Origin of the sequence: Basilea psittacipulmonis DSM 24701, from assembly GCF_000743945.1 — a bacterium.
In the GTDB taxonomy this organism is placed as follows: Bacteria; Pseudomonadota; Gammaproteobacteria; order Burkholderiales; family Burkholderiaceae_B; genus Basilea; species Basilea psittacipulmonis.
The window spans coordinates 1,786,533-1,803,658 of the sequence record NZ_CP009238.1; the positions used below are offsets into that span (position 1 = coordinate 1,786,533).

Annotated in this window: 17 protein-coding genes and 1 pseudogene; 3 read left to right on the forward strand and 15 right to left on the reverse strand. The window is 39.4% G+C overall.

Annotated features, from left to right (window positions below; genetic code table 11):
- Nucleotides 1-38: 38 nt before the first annotated feature.
- The 6 genes from IX83_RS07620 to IX83_RS07645 all read right to left on the reverse strand — a co-directional run bounded on the left by IX83_RS07620 (nt 39) and on the right by IX83_RS07645 (nt 5,914).
- A complete protein-coding gene (locus IX83_RS07620; RefSeq protein WP_038501001.1) occupies nt 39-485 on the reverse strand; it encodes a hypothetical protein in 447 nt (148 codons plus the stop codon).
- A gap of 60 nt (nt 486-545) precedes the next feature.
- Complete coding sequence (locus IX83_RS07625) at nt 546-1,613, reverse strand: elongation factor P maturation arginine rhamnosyltransferase EarP (RefSeq protein ID WP_051919554.1); 1,068 nt, start codon at nt 1,611-1,613, stop codon at nt 546-548.
- 125 nt (nt 1,614-1,738) lie between these two features.
- On the reverse strand, nt 1,739-2,929 hold the full coding sequence (locus IX83_RS07630; RefSeq protein ID WP_038501003.1) for an aminotransferase-like domain-containing protein: 1,191 nt from the start codon (nt 2,927-2,929) through the stop codon (nt 1,739-1,741).
- 11 nt (nt 2,930-2,940) lie between these two features.
- Nucleotides 2,941-3,339, reverse strand: coding sequence for a DUF423 domain-containing protein (locus IX83_RS07635; protein ID WP_038501006.1), 399 nt, complete (start codon nt 3,337-3,339; stop codon nt 2,941-2,943).
- 76 nt (nt 3,340-3,415) lie between these two features.
- Nucleotides 3,416-3,970, reverse strand: coding sequence for an elongation factor P (efp, locus tag IX83_RS07640; RefSeq protein ID WP_038501009.1), 555 nt, complete (start codon nt 3,968-3,970; stop codon nt 3,416-3,418).
- Nucleotides 3,971-4,285: 315 nt separating this feature from the next.
- Nucleotides 4,286-5,914 (reverse strand): electron transfer flavoprotein-ubiquinone oxidoreductase, encoded by a 1,629-nt coding sequence (locus IX83_RS07645; protein WP_038501011.1) that lies wholly within the window; start codon nt 5,912-5,914, stop codon nt 4,286-4,288.
- Nucleotides 5,915-6,428: 514 nt separating this feature from the next.
- Between IX83_RS07645 and dacB the strand changes: the two genes are divergently transcribed.
- Nucleotides 6,429-7,805, forward strand: a complete 1,377-nt coding sequence (dacB, locus tag IX83_RS07650; RefSeq protein WP_038501014.1) for a D-alanyl-D-alanine carboxypeptidase/D-alanyl-D-alanine endopeptidase — start codon at nt 6,429-6,431, stop codon at nt 7,803-7,805.
- Between the two features lie 296 nt (nt 7,806-8,101).
- On the opposite strand, the pseudogene pyrB reads toward dacB, so the two are convergent.
- The 5 genes and pseudogenes from pyrB to IX83_RS07675 form a co-directional block, all read right to left on the reverse strand.
- Nucleotides 8,102-9,124: pseudogene (gene pyrB / locus IX83_RS07655) on the reverse strand (aspartate carbamoyltransferase); the annotation flags it as partial.
- An 18-nt stretch (nt 9,125-9,142) separates the two neighbouring features.
- Complete coding sequence (locus IX83_RS07660) at nt 9,143-9,532, reverse strand: hypothetical protein (protein ID WP_038501017.1); 390 nt, start codon at nt 9,530-9,532, stop codon at nt 9,143-9,145.
- Nucleotides 9,533-9,534: 2 nt separating this feature from the next.
- Nucleotides 9,535-10,257 (reverse strand): amino acid ABC transporter ATP-binding protein, encoded by a 723-nt coding sequence (locus IX83_RS07665; RefSeq protein ID WP_174407401.1) that lies wholly within the window; start codon nt 10,255-10,257, stop codon nt 9,535-9,537.
- Between the two features lie 12 nt (nt 10,258-10,269).
- Entirely contained in the window at nt 10,270-11,376 is a 1,107-nt protein-coding gene (locus IX83_RS07670; RefSeq protein WP_038501022.1) for an amino acid ABC transporter permease, read from the reverse strand.
- Complete coding sequence (locus tag IX83_RS07675; protein WP_038501025.1) at nt 11,376-12,533, reverse strand: amino acid ABC transporter permease; 1,158 nt, start codon at nt 12,531-12,533, stop codon at nt 11,376-11,378. Before IX83_RS07675 ends, IX83_RS07670 begins: the two co-directional genes overlap by 1 nt.
- A 191-nt stretch (nt 12,534-12,724) precedes the next feature.
- Here IX83_RS07675 and IX83_RS07680 point away from each other — a divergent pair, with 191 nt between their 5' ends.
- Nucleotides 12,725-12,913 (forward strand): DUF3460 family protein, encoded by a 189-nt coding sequence (locus IX83_RS07680; RefSeq protein ID WP_038501028.1) that lies wholly within the window; start codon nt 12,725-12,727, stop codon nt 12,911-12,913.
- Nucleotides 12,914-12,921: 8 nt separating this feature from the next.
- Entirely contained in the window at nt 12,922-13,800 is an 879-nt protein-coding gene (locus tag IX83_RS07685) for a segregation and condensation protein A (RefSeq protein ID WP_236620608.1), read from the forward strand.
- Here the strand turns inward: IX83_RS07685 and mutY are convergent.
- From mutY to rnc, 4 genes are all read right to left on the reverse strand, one after another.
- The gene (mutY, locus tag IX83_RS07690) at nt 13,739-14,836 is read right to left on the reverse strand and encodes an A/G-specific adenine glycosylase (protein ID WP_038501034.1); all 1,098 of its coding nucleotides are present in this window, start codon (nt 14,834-14,836) and stop codon (nt 13,739-13,741) included. The two genes, IX83_RS07685 and mutY, sit on opposite strands and share 62 nt — an antisense overlap.
- Nucleotides 14,837-14,900: 64 nt before the next feature.
- On the reverse strand, nt 14,901-15,491 hold the full coding sequence (gene recO, locus IX83_RS07695) for a DNA repair protein RecO (RefSeq protein ID WP_038501037.1): 591 nt from the start codon (nt 15,489-15,491) through the stop codon (nt 14,901-14,903).
- Entirely contained in the window at nt 15,484-16,368 is an 885-nt protein-coding gene (gene era, locus IX83_RS07700; protein ID WP_038501040.1) for a GTPase Era, read from the reverse strand. The genes recO and era overlap by 8 nt, the downstream gene beginning before the upstream one ends.
- Complete coding sequence (gene rnc / locus IX83_RS07705; protein WP_038501042.1) at nt 16,365-17,126, reverse strand: ribonuclease III; 762 nt, start codon at nt 17,124-17,126, stop codon at nt 16,365-16,367. Before rnc ends, era begins: the two co-directional genes overlap by 4 nt.

The following is a 17,126-nucleotide window of genomic DNA, read 5'->3' on the forward strand; positions in this document are numbered from 1 at the left end:
GTTAAAGTGTGGGGGATGAGGGTAAAAACTTTACGTTCTTAATTAGCAGACGTATCTGTGTTTTCAACACTTTCCTTTCCAGGTTTATTCATGAAGAATAAAATAATCCATCCGATCGGTGCTAGGAAAAAAGAGCAAGTATAAGAAGTGGCAAAAATAAGATATTTAAACAATATTTTCTTGAAAATAGCATCGAAAATACCGTTATGCACAACAACAACTCCTGAAAGAAATGAGGTTATCGCATCAACAACAAGATCGCAAACAAATCTTGCATAAGGATATACTAAAGAAAGTATGATACTCACCACAAAAAAAGCTAGTAAAAAGAACCATGGAAAAGCTCCATTATTTTTTATACTCAAATATATAGCCATTATATTGATTACCGCCGACATAATTAATGCGACAATCAAGTGCTTTTTATAATAACTAGGCGATAAACCAAAAATAGTTCTATTTAAAATATTGACAACGACATTCATCAGTAACCCCATAAATATTTTATAAAACAATGAGCTACTGTAGCATAGGGGGGGGGTATGTCAAGATTTTTGTAAACATTCAATTAACTGTGTGGTTAAATCTTTTTGGGTGCTTAATGTATGACGATAGTCGGTGAGTTGTTTCTCCCAGTGTGCATACATTGCATCGTCCCAAACAAAGTTATCTCCAATGTTCCACGACAAAAATTGTTTTTGAATGCGTTCGTCAAATGAAGTGGTCGCTAACCACGCTTTAAGTTTTTCAATATGCGTTTGTTCAGATTGAGGGTAGATATGCCATAAGAAAGGTTTACCCGCCCAAATCGCCCGTACAAAGCTGTCTTCACCACGAATAAAATTAAAACCACAGTATTGTAATAATTCATCAAAATCAGATTGTGAGACAAAAGGAATCGGGCATATCTGTGGATGAAAAGCGTCTAACTGCGGTGCTAGCAATATCACGTCTTTGGGTAAGCTTTCTAATAATGAATGAATCGGTGCATGAGTATAGGCAAAGTAAAAAAACAAACGTTTACCTTGAGCTTTTAGATCACGAAGACGTTCTGCTAAACCAAGCTGTGAAGCCAGTTTCAACGGTTTATCTGTTAAAGCATCTGACTCTCTAATTAAGCCTCCCGTGCGTGAATAAAATCCAGGGAAGAAAAAATATTTTTTTACACCATTGGCTTGTGGCGAGGGTAACAGATGACAACTTTCCACCCATGATTCCGCACTCAAGTATTCCAAATTTACCCATGCTTTCGTATGGCCAGACATTTTGTCTAAATAAGGAGTAGGCAGTTCACAAGCAAAGGTTTCAATCACCCAAGTAGCGGGTATCAGCTGTTCTGCATCATTCCATGAAAAGACGAAAACACCATGTTGTTGCGTATCCGAATAATCAGGTACGATTTTTTTTAAAGCATTCAAATCATCTACAAACAAACGAATGATGGGCTTTTCAGGATCAGACGAATCATTTAATCTCAACGGCTGAGCGAAATGCTGAGATTGATTTTTTGATAAACGTTGATATAAGTCCTTTGCCAAACGCCAGCAAACACCGATATCGCCATAATTATCAATCACTCGACAAAAAATATCTATCCGATGAAAATCACTCATGAAGCCAGTACCCTCTTTAATGGATATATCACACGATAAATGATCACTTTTGTTTATCCAGTTTATAGGCGTAAAAAAGCCCGTTAAGGTTGGGACACCCTAACAGGCTTTACGATCTATCTCATTCAGATCACTTCTTTTAACAAGGCACCTAGACCTGCGATACCCTCATCTATTTTCTCTTTTGAGACGGTCACAAAACTTAAACGCATATTGTTCTTAGGTTTTATGGCCTGTGTATAAAAGGCTTCGCCTGGTACATATGCCACGCTTTTCTCTTCTACTGAACGTTTCAACAAGCTGGTCGTATCAACGTTTTCAGGCAAGGTTACCCATAAGAACATGCCCCCTTTAGGACGTGTCCAAGAAACGTTTTTAGGAAACTCCTTGTCCATTGCATTCAGCATATACTGGCATTGTGCCTGATATAGTGCCTGAATTTTAGGAATATGTGTTTTAAGAAAACCATCTTTGATCGTCTCATAAATCGCCATCTGATTAATGCTAGGCGAATGTAAATCGATCGCTTGTTTAATCTGAACTAATTTTGCAATGATCTCTTTCGGTGCAATAATATAAGCCATTCTCAAGCCAGGTGCTAGGATTTTAGAGAAAGTTCCAAAGCGGATAACCGTCGCCCCTGCTTCTCTTCCTAATTGCAATAAACTTGGCAAGGCCTCACCCTCATAACGAAGTTCACCATAAGGATCGTCCTCTACAATAGGAAGATGATGTTCTACAGCTTTTTTCACTAAATCCTGTCGACGAGCCAAAGACAAGGTTCTACCAGTCGGATTTTGGAAATTCGGTAAGCAATAAATAAAACGCGCATTTTTTGCTTTTTCTGCCGTAATACTTTCTGGTAACAAACCTTCATCATCCGTGCTGACGGTTTCATAATGAGGCTGGAATAAAGAAAAGGCCTGCAATGCCCCTAAATATGTAGGCGATTCAACCAGTAATTTAGCACCTGGTTCCACAAAGCAATGTCCCAACATTTCAATGCCTTGCTGAGAGCCCGATACAACCAGCACTTCATCAACATCAACTTTAACACCTTTTTGTGTAAAATCTGCTGCAATCCATTCACGCAAAGGACGATAACCCTCACTTGGTCCATACTGAAGTGCCGCTAAAGGATAATCTTTCAATACCTTATCAAAAGAATCTTTAATCTCTTGGACAGGGAAACTTTTTGGAGAGGGCAAGCCACCTGCAAATGAGATCACTTTTGGTTGTTCTGTTACTTTTAGAATTTCACGAATTACTGAACTACTTAACCCTTGAGCAGCTGTTGAAAATGTATAAGTATCCATTTATTTACCTACTATTTAAGTACCTGCTTTTTTCCAAGCAGTGTACCAATAAAAAAACAAAACCATGAGGCAATCAGACACACCCCACCAATAGGGGTGATCATGCCAACCCTTGGGGAGTCTAGCAAAACAATGGTATATAGACTTCCCGAAAAAATGAGCATTCCGATCATCGAAAAAATGGAAGCCCAACGGTATGCACGAGGGCAGATTTTGTCTGCTAACGCTGCAAATATTAAGAGTGCCATTCCATGTAAGAACTGATACTCAACGGCAGTATGCCAAATATCTATATAATAGGTTGCTTTTTCAGGATTGACAAGGTGTTTCAACCCATGTGCCCCAAAGGCACCTAATGCGACCCCCAATCCTAGAACCAAAGATCCAAAAGCAACAAAAAAACGACTCAAGATTATCTCTCCCTTTGGTTCGTAAAAAACAAAACGCGATGGGTATGCATCGCGTTCGTTTCAATCTCTCTATTCTTTACACACGACTGCGATATTCGTTAGTACGCGTATCAATCTCAATCTTGTCGCCAATATTGCAGAATAAAGGTACTTGTAATTCAAAACCTGTGTTGATTTTGGCAGGCTTCATTACTTTACCAGATGTATCACCTTTTACAGCAGGTTCTGTATAAGTGATCTCGCGAACAATGATCGTTGGCATTTCAACAGAGATCGCACGACCTTCGTAGAATACCACTTCAACTGTCATCCCTTCTTCTAGGAAATTCAATGCATCGCCCATGCTATCAGCTTCTACTTCATACTGATTGTACTCTTCATCCATAAAGACATACATAGGATCGGCAAAGTATGAGTATGAACATTCTTTCTTATCTAAAACGATCACATCAAACTTTTCATCTGCTTTAAATACTGTTTCACTGCCTGAACCAGTCAAAAGGTTTTTAAATTTTACTTTTACAACTGCCGCGTTACGACCAGATTTATTGTATTCTGCTTTTTGGACAACCAATGGCTGACCATCAACCATGGCTACATTACCCACACGCAATTCCTGAGCGGTTTTCATTTAAATAAGCTCCAAGATAAAATATTTAAATAACAAAAAAAAGGATTTTACCATAAAACAAAGGTTTATAGGTTTTTCAAGAAGGATTCTCAGCCTCTTTTATCCCAACCAAACTGTTTAATCAAAATGCTGATAATCCACCACTACCTATGCTTTGGCCACTACCTCACGCCTTGACCACTACCCTTATCTATTTTCAACCATGGCCAACATTAATCAAGATCGGCTTGTTTACAGTTTTTTTTCGGATAAGGGCGTTTCGTCTTTCGCTTGTTTACGGCTTTTTAGTCCGACATCATTAACGTTGGACATTCATTACATGCCCGAATAAACAGGTCCCTCACCACCTTGAGGTGCTTTCCAAGTGATGTTTTGACTCGGATCCTTAATATCACAGGTTTTACAATGCACACAATTTTGTGCATTAATTTGTAATTGTTTACCATCAGGGGTATCAATAAACTCATAAACCCCTGCAGGACAGAAACGTTCCTCTGGACCATGATAAACCGCCCAATTAACCGTAATCGCTTTAGCAGGATCACTTAACACCAAGTGCACAGGCTCATTATCATCGTGATGCGTATTGGACAAAAATACAGAACTCGGACGATCAAAACTTAATACGCCATCGGGTTTAGGATATTGGATAGGCTGGCATTGTGAAGCGGGCAATAAACTTTCATAGTCCGCTTTTTTATTGTGAATGGTCCAAGGCATATTGCCTTTTAACAACCACTGTTCCACGCCTGTCATCAAAACGCCCACTGTACGCCCTTTTTTGAACCATTGTTTAAAATTTCGTGCTTTATTCAACTCTGTATAAAGCCATGATTGTTTAAAGGCCTGTGTAAAATCCGTTAAATCCTCATGCTCACGATTTTCACTCAATGCTTTGGCAATCGACTCTGCAGCTAACATACCTGTTTTAATCGCTGCGTGACTACCTTTAATGCGTGAAACATTTAAAAACCCTGCTTCACAGCCCACCAACAAACCGCCAGGGAACGTCGTTTTAGGCAATGATAATAAACCACCTGCTGTAATAGCTCTCGCACCATACGATAGGCGTTTACCTCCTTTTAACAGCTCAGCAATTTTAGGATGTGTTTTATATCGCTGAAACTCTTCAAACGGCGATAACCATGTATTCTTATAATCCAAGCCTACGACCAAACCAATGGCTAACTTATTGTCTTTAAGATGGTAGATAAATCCACCTCCATAGGTGTCGCTATCCAAGGGCCAACCTGCTGTATGAATCACCTTGCCTGCTTCTGATTGTTGTGCAGGTATTTCCCAAAGTTCTTTAATGCCAATACTGTATGTTTGAGGATCGCTGTCTTTGTCTAATGAAAATTTTTGGATTAATTCTTTACCAAGCTGACCTCTTGAACCCTCGGCAAAAACAGTATATTTAGCTAATAAATTCATACCAGGTTGGTACATAGACGTAGGATTACCAGCCTTATCCAGCCCCATATCTCCTGTACCGACACCGATCACTTTATCGCCATCATAAAGCACTTGAGTTGCTGCAAATCCTGGAAAAACATCGACCCCCAAGGCTTCAGCTTGTTCTCCCAACCACTTAACTAACTCACCCAAACGCACAATATAATTGCCGTGATTTTTAAAACAGGCGGGCAAGAAAAACGATGGAGTCGCCTTACAACCATGCTGACTTAAAAAATAAAACTCATCTTCTTTTACTGGAGTATTTAATGGAGCCGACTTTTCTTGGTAATCAGGAATTAGTTCTGACAAGGCTTTGGGGTCCATAATTGCACCAGACAATATATGTGCACCAACCTCAGATGCCTTTTCCAATACGCAAACATTGATGTCTGCATTTATTTGTTTTAAACGAATCGCTGTTGCTAAGCCTGCAGGACCTGCACCGACAACAACCACATCATATTCCATCGACTCACGTTGAGACATGGAAACACTCCTTAAATAATAATTAAACAACCTTTTATTTTAACAAACCCATCTTCAATCCTCTTGATCTTTGAAGATTTACCAGTTTTTTCGATAAACAAAATTATGCTTCGACAACGACTTTGTTTAGATCAGAAACACCATTTCATCCCGATCCACACCTAATCATCATCCTACCAAACCCTCTCCCACGTTCTCCTCATCCTCATAAAACCCGCTGCACACCTACTCATCATCCATTCACATCATCCTACTAAACCCTCTCCCACATTCTTCTTATCCTCACAAAATCCGCTTCTCACGTAATCATCATCCATTCACCACCCTACTAACCCTCTCCCACATTCTTCTTATCCTCACAAAATCCGCTTCACACCTACTTTTCAGAAAACACCTTTTGACCTCATTCACCTTTATTCGATTTTCAACCTCTTTGATAAAATCCCTCTCACACTGGTACTACTTTTTTTAAGTTAGAATATTAATTTTCCCTTGTTTTCTTTCATCAGCACTCATGAAAAAATTATTAACGACTATCGTATTGTCCTTGTGTGGCACTTTTTCTCAAGCTAACTCACTACTTGAACATTTTCCTCAAGCGACAATATCCGTTTATGCTATCAATTTGGAAAAAGACAAAGAGCTCATCTCCATTTCTCCTTACAGTCATTTACACGGTGCATCCACTTTAAAAATTATTACCGCCTTGCACGCAGCACGTACTTTTTCGCCTGACTATCGTTTTCAAACGACTGCTTACGCCTCTCGAAAACCCAGAAATGGCGTATTAAGCACGAGTTTAACGGTGGAATTTGTCGGCGATCCCAGTCTCAAAACTGAACAATTACAAAGACTAGCAAAAAAAATTCGTGAAGCAGGTATTGAAAAAATAACAGGCAATCTCATCATTAATGTCAATCGATATTCAGGCCATGATCGAGCCAAAGCATGGAATTTTTCTGATAGAGGTATTTGTTTTGCAGGTGGCAATAGTGCGGCTCAAGTCAATTACAATTGTGTCACCGCGACTTTACGGCCTAATAAAAAAATAGGTGAATTGGCTACTTTTGAGACCAAAGACGAGATTGTTCAGGTCACCAATAAAGTTCGCATCGCTCCTAAAGATTCATATGAGAAATGTGAACTTAATTATTCAAATGATATTGGTTTATCCTTTACTTTGTCTGGTTGTTTAATCCCTAGCAAACATCCTGTTTATCTTAATCTTGCGGTCCCTGATGGCAATCTTTATACCGCACATGTTTTAGCAAACGCTTTAAAAAACGAAGGCATTTCGTTTAGAAGTATTAAAATTCAAGAAACGCCTTTACCCCCGAATTTACTGACTATCGCTTCAATCAAAGGAGCAAAAATCAGCACATTAATTCAACAGATGCTGGCCAATTCAGACAATCATATTGCTGAACAATTATTTCGCAATATCGCTTATGCTCAAACCAAATACTCGGTTAACTACACTATCGCTACGCATATCGAAAAAGCCTTTATGGACTCTTTGAATCTTGATACGGTAAAAGTAGATGGTAGCGGTTTAAGTTACCACAACCGAACAACGGCTTATGATTTAGTAAACGTTATGAAAGCCATTAATCTTGAAGATTCACGCATTCATTTACTTCATCTTTTCCCCACTGCCAAACAGGGTACATTGGCCAGTCATAAGGCTTTTCAAGACTATCCTGATTTAATCGGCAAAACAGGATCCATCTATGGTGCAAATTGTTTTGTAGGCCAGTTCAAAAATAAAGATGGTGATACGATTATTTTTGCTTATTTGATCAATAATCGTTTGATGAAAAACAAACAAGAATTGGAAAACTTTGAACGTGATCTGCTCACACAGTTAAACAACGTTGAAAATCAGGAATAAGGCGGGTTTCAGGATATCAAACTAAACTCGCCACTGATAAAAAAACTTTGAACGCGATCTTCTCACACAGTTAAACAACATTGAAAATCAGGAATGAGGCGGGTTTCAGGATATCGAACTAAACTCGCCACTGATGAAAAAACTTTGAACGTGATCTACTCACACAGCTAAACAACATTGAAAATCAGGAATGAGTCGGGTTTCAGGATGTTTGATTCTTATTATATTGAATCGAACAAACATCCATTCACACTCGCCCATATTATCAGCCATACAAATATAACGCCATTCAAGCATTAATCTAATGTATAAAAGGCTGCATCCATATCACTAATCTGATGAGGCGTTTTCCACTTGGGTTCACGTAAGTCTTTAAACACTTCTTTTTCAACACCCAATAATTTTGCAAAAATCGCCATACGAACAGGAATACCATTATCCGTTTGTCTAAAAATAGCCAATCGTTCATCTGCATTCAGATCGGTACTAAGATCGTTGGTTCCAGGGGCACTATCACGAGGTAATGGGTGCATGATAATCGTGTCAGGCGAAGCAATTAAATTAACTAATTCAAGATTAATTTGGTATTCAGGGATGACTTCATCCAAAGACTCTCCTGTCAAACGTTCTTTTTGAATACGCGTTGCATAAATCACATCGATCTTACCGAGCACATCTTTGGGATGATGGGCCACCGCTACTTCATGACCTCTTTCTTTTAACAACTCGATGTATTCTGGCGGAATTGACAAAGCAGGAGGCGACACAAAGGTAAATTTAATCTTTTGGTACAAAGATAACAACTTCGTCAAACTGTGTACGGTTCTACCATATTTAAGGTCACCAAAAAACACGATATGACAACCATCGATCATTTTGCCCAAACGTGAAAATTCTTTTTCAATCGTATAAGTATCCAATAAAGCTTGCGTAGGATGTTCTCCCGGACCATCTCCAGCGTTAATAACAGGAATATTGGTCACTTGAGCAAACTGTGCTACAGACCCTTTTTCGGGATGACGAATCACCATCGCATCCACATAACCGCTTATCACGCGACTGGTATCATAAATCGTCTCGCCCTTTGCCATCGATGAAAATGTAAAACCCGTTGTACTGGAGACCGATCCGCCTAATCGACAAAACGCGGCATTAAAACTGACTCGGGTACGTGTACTGGCTTCAAAAAATAAGGCTGCCATCACAGCCCCCTCCAATACACGCGTCACCTTTTGTCGTTTAGCAATCGGTTCTAAATTTTTCGCTAACGTCAATAATTCATGAACATCTGATAAAGATAATTGATCAACTGAAAGTAAGTGTTTCATGTAGTCACCTTATTTAAATTTTTTCAAAGGATCTCTGCGAGTAAACCATCCTACCAATAGTATTTCAAACAACACAAAAACACTATTGATAAAAAGATAATCTTTCCAATTAGAACTGCCAACGGTCGATAATAACGTCATGATCGATAAGGTCACTGCCCCCAATATCCATGCGGGAAAAGGCAAATACATCATGATCCCTACGCCCACAAAAGCCAATATAAATAATATCGCCGCACTTTTAAACATCGTTTGTAATAAATATAATATCCATTGATCGACAGGCACAGCCATCTGCGGATTACTCGTATTCACGATTATCAGAGCCAGTATCGAGGTAATCAATAAGGCTAAAAACAAGCCTCCCAGACATTTATAATAAAGTTTAATATAGTTCATTTTTATAAAATCTGACTCAAGAATAATTTCGTACGTTCGTTTTGAGGGCGTTCAAAAAACTCATCAGGCGTGTTCTGTTCAATAATCTCCCCTCTATCCATAAAGATCACGCGATCAGCCACACTTCTAGCAAAGCCCATTTCATGCGTCACGCACAACATCGTCATGCCTTCTTTCGCTAAATCTTCCATCACATCTAGAACTTCTTTGACCATTTCGGGATCTAGTGCAGAAGTAGGTTCATCAAATAACATAATTTTAGGCATCATACACAAGGAACGAGCAATCGCCACCCTTTGTTGTTGGCCTCCTGATAACTGTTTAGGAAATTTGTGAGCTTGGTCAGCGATTTTTACACGCTCCAAATACTTCATGGCGATCGCTTGAGCTTCTGCTTTATTCTTTTTCAACACCCAGATAGGACCCAAGGTCAAGTTATCTAACACACTTAAATGAGGAAAAAGATTGAAATGTTGAAAGACCATTCCAACGTCTTTACGGATATTTTCAATGTGTTTGAGATTATTATCCAATGGAATACCATCCACTATAATCTCACCCTCTTGGTGAGTTTCTAGGTGATTGATACAACGAATAAGCGTGGATTTGCCTGATCCTGATGGACCGCAAATAATAATTTTTTCACCTTGGGAAACTTCTAGATTAATATCTTTTAATGCATGAAATTTCCCGTACCACTTATTCAAGTTTTTAATACTTATCATCGACTTTTCCATTTACTTTTGTGCCTTATGTCCACGATCCAAGCGATTTTCAAGTGATTGTGAGTACTTTGACATCACATAACAAAATGCAAAATAAATTATTGAGATGAAAATATAAGCCTCAATACTACTGCCTTGCCAATTCGGGTCAGACAAAGCAGCCCGTGTGGCTTGGGTCAAATCATACACACCGATAATCACCACTAAAGACGTATCTTTAAAAATACTAATAAAGATACTCACTAATGGCGGAATCACAACAGCCAAGGCCTGAGGCATAATCACCAATCGCATTTTTTGCCAATAACTCAAGCCCAATGACTCAGCCCCTTCATACTGACCTTTAGGAATAGATTGCAAGCCTCCACGTACCACTTCTGCCACATAAGCGGCCGCGAACATCACAATTGCAATTAACGCTCTTAGCAATTTATCTATCGAGACACCCTCTGGCAAAAATAATGGCAACATGACCGATGCCATAAACAACATACTAATGAGTGGCACACCTCGAATTAACTCAATATACGATACAGATAGTACCTTGATGATCGGCATTTCTGATCGTCTGCCTAACGCCAATACTATCCCTAATGGAAATGCAAATATAATGCCAAACGTAGAGAGAATCAGCGTCAAAGGCAATCCTCCCCAAAGATCATTAGGCACATAACTGAGTCCTAATACACCGCCCCACATCAACACGCCAACGATTAACAAGCCCACCGTCCACAAAATAAGGAGATGTCGTAATGAGGACCAAACCTTTTGCCAAGCACTCAACCCGATCAATGCTAATAAGATCACGCTTGCTATCAAAGGACGCCACTGTTCTGCGTAAGGATAAAGTCCAAATAAAATCAAACGATATTGGTGTGAGATAAATGCCCAGCACGCGCCGCCTTGCTTACATGCTGCGTTATTAGCAGCTTGCCAAGTCGCCTTAGCAATCGCCCATTCATATACAGCAGGTATCGCCAAAAGCAACAACCACACCAATAAGAACGTTAAAAACATATTTAAAGGCGAAGAAAATAAATGCTGACGCATCCAATAACGAACTCCAGAAGCCTCTTTTGGAGCGTTTCTCGCAGGTTTAAAAGCAAATGGTTCTGACATTATCGCTCCACCAACTCAATACGTTTGTTATACCAATTCATCAATAACGATATGGCCAAACTTACCGTTAAATAAGTCGCCATAATAATCATCACGGTTTCAATCGCTTGGCCAGTTTGGTTCATAATCGTATTAACAACGGCCACAATATCAGGGTAACCTACGGCGATGGCCAATGAACTATTTTTGACAAAATTAAGATATGTGCTAGTCAAAGGCGGAATAATCACTCTCAATGACAAAGGCAGAATGACTAATCTCAACACCCATCTGGTTTTTAAACCGATAGACTGAGCAGCTTCCCACTGTCCCTTATCAATACTACTGATTCCCGAACGAACAATTTCAGCGATCAAGCCTGTTGTGTAAACCACTAAACCTAGTAATAAGGCGGTTAATTCTGGGGTAACCACCCATCCACCGACGAAATTAAATCGTTCACGATGAGGTAATTCCCAATGTAAATCCGTACCAGAGAAGTAATAAGTCAACACAGGCAAAGCACATAATATCACCAGATTTATCCAAACCGTTGGTAATAATTTACCTGTTTTATTTTGGTGTTTTTTCGATATTCCTGCCACCACCCAGCACGCCAACACGGCTATTACCAAGGCCACGCATACTGGAATTAGCGATCCTCCTGATAAAGAAGGGAGATACAAACCACGATTCGATAAAAATATGGCATTTGAAATAGACCAAGCTTGACGAATCGAAGGTAAGGTCTCAATGATAATGACATACCAAAAGAACAGCTGAATAATCAGGGGAATATTCCTGACCACTTCTACATAAATCGAAGCTAATTTTGCCAAAAGAAAATTCTTAGATAATCGTGCTAATCCTAATAAAACCCCAAAAATCGTGGATAACACAATACCTAGAACAGAGACTTTGATGGTATTTAACAACCCCACCACAATCGCTTTACGATAAGTATCGGAGGGCTGAAAATCAATGACTGACTCACCAATCGCAAATCCTGCCTCTTGGTCTAAAAATCCAAATCCTGTTGCAATTCGCCTAGAACTCAAGTTATGCAATGTGTTATCTACTAAATACCATACCCCTAATGCAACGGCTATCAGCACTATTATCTGATACACCCATGCACGAACTTTAGGGTTTTGCCAAGAAAAATTTTTACCAGACATCCTCTAGTCCATATCATATAGAATTCAAGATATACCTCTGATCTTTTTATCAACGATCTTTTTTGAAACTAAGGCATATGCTTTCTTATATCACCAACTATAATACTTGAAAACTACAGTTTACTACACAAGTTAGCCAATTCAAGCTAAACTTATGGGTTAAAAAGTGACAACTTTAAGGAAGCGATGGTATGAAACCTACTTTTATTTCCGAAACGACAAAATTACTGAACGAATTCAAAAAAACACATCCTGAAACCGAACAAGCACAGCAAGCTGGTCGTGCTCGTCTTTGGGACAAAAAAATCGATCCTGAACAACAAAAAGAATTTAAAGAAGCTAAGGTTAACCAAAAACCTTACGTTTACTACAACAAATAGGATTACTTGTGTCTTCCGTACAAGACGAGTTATTTAAAGTTCCTGATTCCACCCCCGATACGGTTGATTCCGTTGCTTTTGGCCGAATCAATGGCGAACCTTTATTTAACATTCCTCACGACCTGTATATTCCGCCTGACGCGTTAGAAATTTTTTTAGAAGCCTTTGAGGGACCTCTAGATTTATTGCTTTATCTGATTCGCAAACAAGGTTTCGATATTTTGACCATCCCCATGGCAGAAGTAACGGATCAATACCTCAAGTATGTCTATCAGATTCGCGAGCATAACTTAGAATTAGCCGCTGATTACTTACTGATGGCGGCCCAACTTATCGATATCAAAGCTCGCATGTTACTGCCACGTGAAAAAACGGTTGGCGAAGAAGAGGAAGACGATCCTAGAGCTGATATTATTCGCCGTTTGTTAGAATACGAGCAAATGAAATTAGCCGCCCAACAATTAAACGAACTACCCCAATTAGGTAGAGACTATCAGAAAGCCAGTGCCTTTATGGATCTGGAAGCGGTGGAACGTTTACCTCAAGTGAATGCTGAGGATCTCAAGCAAACTTGGTTAGAGATTATTAAACGTGCTCAGTTAAACAAAAAACACCAAATTACTCGAGAACAATTATCGGTACGCGAGCATATGAGTCAGATTTTAAGAAAACTCAGTCAAGTCAAATTCATTGAGTTTTCAGAGTTATTTATGGATCAGATTCGTGAGGGGGCCCCTGTTGCCGTGGTCGTCGTTCATTTTATTGCCATGTTAGAACTGGCCAAAGAATCTTTATTAAATATCACTCAAGCTCAGGCATACGCCCCTATTTACGTACGTCTTGCGTATCATTCACACGCCACGACAACAAATCTTGAATTGGTTTAGGCAACCCTATCGTCTCTAATGCATCCCAATCCAGATATTTAAAATGAGGTTTATCCTCTTTTGAGAGAGTTTGGAGATAATCATACGCAACTGACTCCGACAGCCTATTTTCCGTAGGATTAGAAAAATAAAAGGGACGAATTAATAAGGTGTAATGGCTAAATTTATGTGTCAATTCTGCCATCTTTTGCAAGACCGCATCACCAGAAAAACTAGCTTGTACAAAGGCTTTCATTTGTGATGCTTGTTCAAACTCAGGCAAAGACCATAACCCTCCCCATATACCCGAACTTTTTCGTTTTTCCAACAACACCGAATGCCCCGTATCGACAATCAACATATACACTTCTTTCAAAGGCACTGTTTTCTTGGGTTTTGGGGTCGGTAACGATGTTTGCTGATTATTTAAATGAGCATAACAACTTTCTTTAAACGGACAAGTTAAGCATTTTGGTTTGGTCCGAGTGCAAATGGTCGCACCTAAATCCATCAACCCTTGTGTATAAGCTGGCATATCAAAATCATCAGGTAGATTATCGACATTCTCCCAAGCCTGTTGCCACAATACTTTTTCAAAGTGGCGATCATATCCTTTAATGCCGTAATAACGAGCAAATACCCTTTTGACATTGCCATCCATAATAGGAGTATGTTTAGAAAAGCAAAACGAAGCAATGGCGTGTGCGGTGGACAAACCAATACCTGGCAAGGATACTAAATCATCAATGTTTTCTGGAAATATCCCGCCAAATCTGCTGACGACTTCTTGGGCTGCTCGATGTAAGTTTCTTGCTCTGGCATAGTATCCCAGCCCTGCCCAAAGGCTTAAAACCTCATCCTCTTTTGCTTGTGCGAGTAACTGAACACGAGGAAATTTTTTGATAAATCGCTCATAGTAAGGTATGACGGTACTGACTTGTGTTTGCTGTAACATAATTTCTGACAACCACACTTTATAAGGATCTTGAGTACCTTGCCAAGGCAAACCATGACGACCAAATACTTTCTGCCAGTTCACTAATTCTTGTGCAAACATAGATAAATAGTAATAAGAGTTGCGTCGTTTTTTATCAGACGCAGGTCAAAAACATCCACTCACGCTAAATACTTCGCTTGATCTGGTTAACTTGTAACTGCACTTCTTTGGTTCTCAGCAAAGTATTTTCCAACACCTGATCCAAACGGTTTTTCAAAACAGGTCGCCATAAAAATACCTGATGTTCATCACTAAAATCAGGCTCATTATCCGCAAAGCCATAACCTATTTCGGTCAACAGATGCCATTCAAAATAACGCAATGCTTGATTATTCTTGCCCTCAGCTAGCAATTGCAAGGTATTCGTATAATACTCAAATAAATTAGCATGCGGATCTTCTTTTGCCAGCAATCTTAAAATCAACTCATTACAATACCACGCTGACATCAAATTTGCCGTATCGATAGGGATAAATCCAGCCGTCTTAACGGATAATAGCGTATGTAGTTCGCTTGTACCTTTCCAGCTAATATGCAATGGCGTAAATGAGTGAAGAATATCATGGTAAACAGAATACGCCTGTTTGGCACCTTTCGCTACAATGGTAACCAAGCCACTTTCTTTTGTAAATACATTGGCAATCACTGAACGTTCTTTCCAAGCAATGGCATGAAGCATAAAACCAATATCATGCGTATGTTGCTTTTTACTCATATCCTAGTTCTCGTAATGCACTTTCCCGTTCGGACCATCCTTTTCTAACCTTTATATATACTTCCAAATAAACAGGCATCTCTAAAAGTTTGGCAATATCTTGTCGGGCTTCAGTAGCGATTCGTTTCATATGAATACCACCTGTACCCAATAAAATCGGCTTGTGGCTTTCTCGTTCGACAATCACACACGCCGCAATACGAACCCCTTTTGGTGTTTCTTCCCACTGTTCAATCGTCACGGTACAAGCATATGGCAACTCATCCCCTACCAAACGAAATATCTTTTCACGAATAATTTCTGATGCGATGAATCGAACAGAACGATCGGTTAAAGAATCCTCATCAAACATAAAGTCTGAGACGGGTAATAATTTTCGTATTTCATCTAATAAAACGGAAAGCTGTACCTGTTTAACCGCACTAACAGGGACAACTGCTGCGTAGGGATATTTTTCTAATAAGTCAGTGGTAAATGCAAATAATGAATTCTTGTCTTTCAATGCATCGACTTTACTTAACACCAGAATCACTGGTTTTTGTGCATGTTTCGGCAATAAATCTTTAACTTCTTCATCCGCTTTTGACCATTTACCTGCTTCTACGACATGCACGATAACATCTACATCGGACAAAGTCTGGGTGACCACACGATTCATCATTTTATTCATGGCACCTGCATGACGTGTTTGGAAACCTGGCGTATCCACAAATACAAACTGAGCCTGATCATCCGTTAACACTGCGTTAATACGATGACGCGTTGTTTGTGCTTTTCTAGAAACGATAGAAATCTTACTTCCAATTAGGGCGTTCGTTAAGGTCGATTTACCGACATTAGGTCGCCCTACCATGGCGATATATCCACACTTTTTCATGATTCATCCCTTTGGGCAACCGATACAGGTAGTGTTAACTGCTTCACTTTTCGTAACGATTTGCTTGGTTTTTTATTTTTGAGCATTTCTTTAGCCATTTGATACGCCTTATCTGCAGCAACTTGTTCTGCAATCCGTTTAGACGAACCACTACCCTCTGTGTAGATACTTAATTCATCAATCTTGCAGGAAACTTCAAAGGTCTGATCATGGGGTTCTCCATAGTTACGAATCACCTCGTATTTAGGCAAGGTTCCTCGTAAAAAGGTCTGTGTCATTTCTTGTAACAGACTCTTCTTGTCTTTTCCAACATGATCCATATCGACAGATTTGATATACGTGTCAAACAAACGTTTAATCAGCTGATACGCCACATAGACATCACCTGCATCTAAATAAACACCGCCAATAATAGCCTCAACGGTATCAGCTAAAATAGAAGCTCGTTTAAAGCCACCACTTTTTAGCTCCCCCTCGCCTAAAATCACAAAATTAGGGAGATCTAAGTCATGGGCGATCTTCACCAAAGTTTCTTGTCTGACTAAAGTTGAACGCACACGAGTTAGATCACCCTCTGGGTGTTGAGGCATGAGCTGATACAAAATATCCGCCATCACAAAACTTAAAATGGAGTCTCCTAAAAACTCTAATCTTTCGTTATTATTACCACCATAACTACGATGGGATAAAGCACGTCTTAATAGTGCTTTATCCTGGAATTCGTAGCCTAATTTTGTTTCCAGTATATCCAGTCTCAT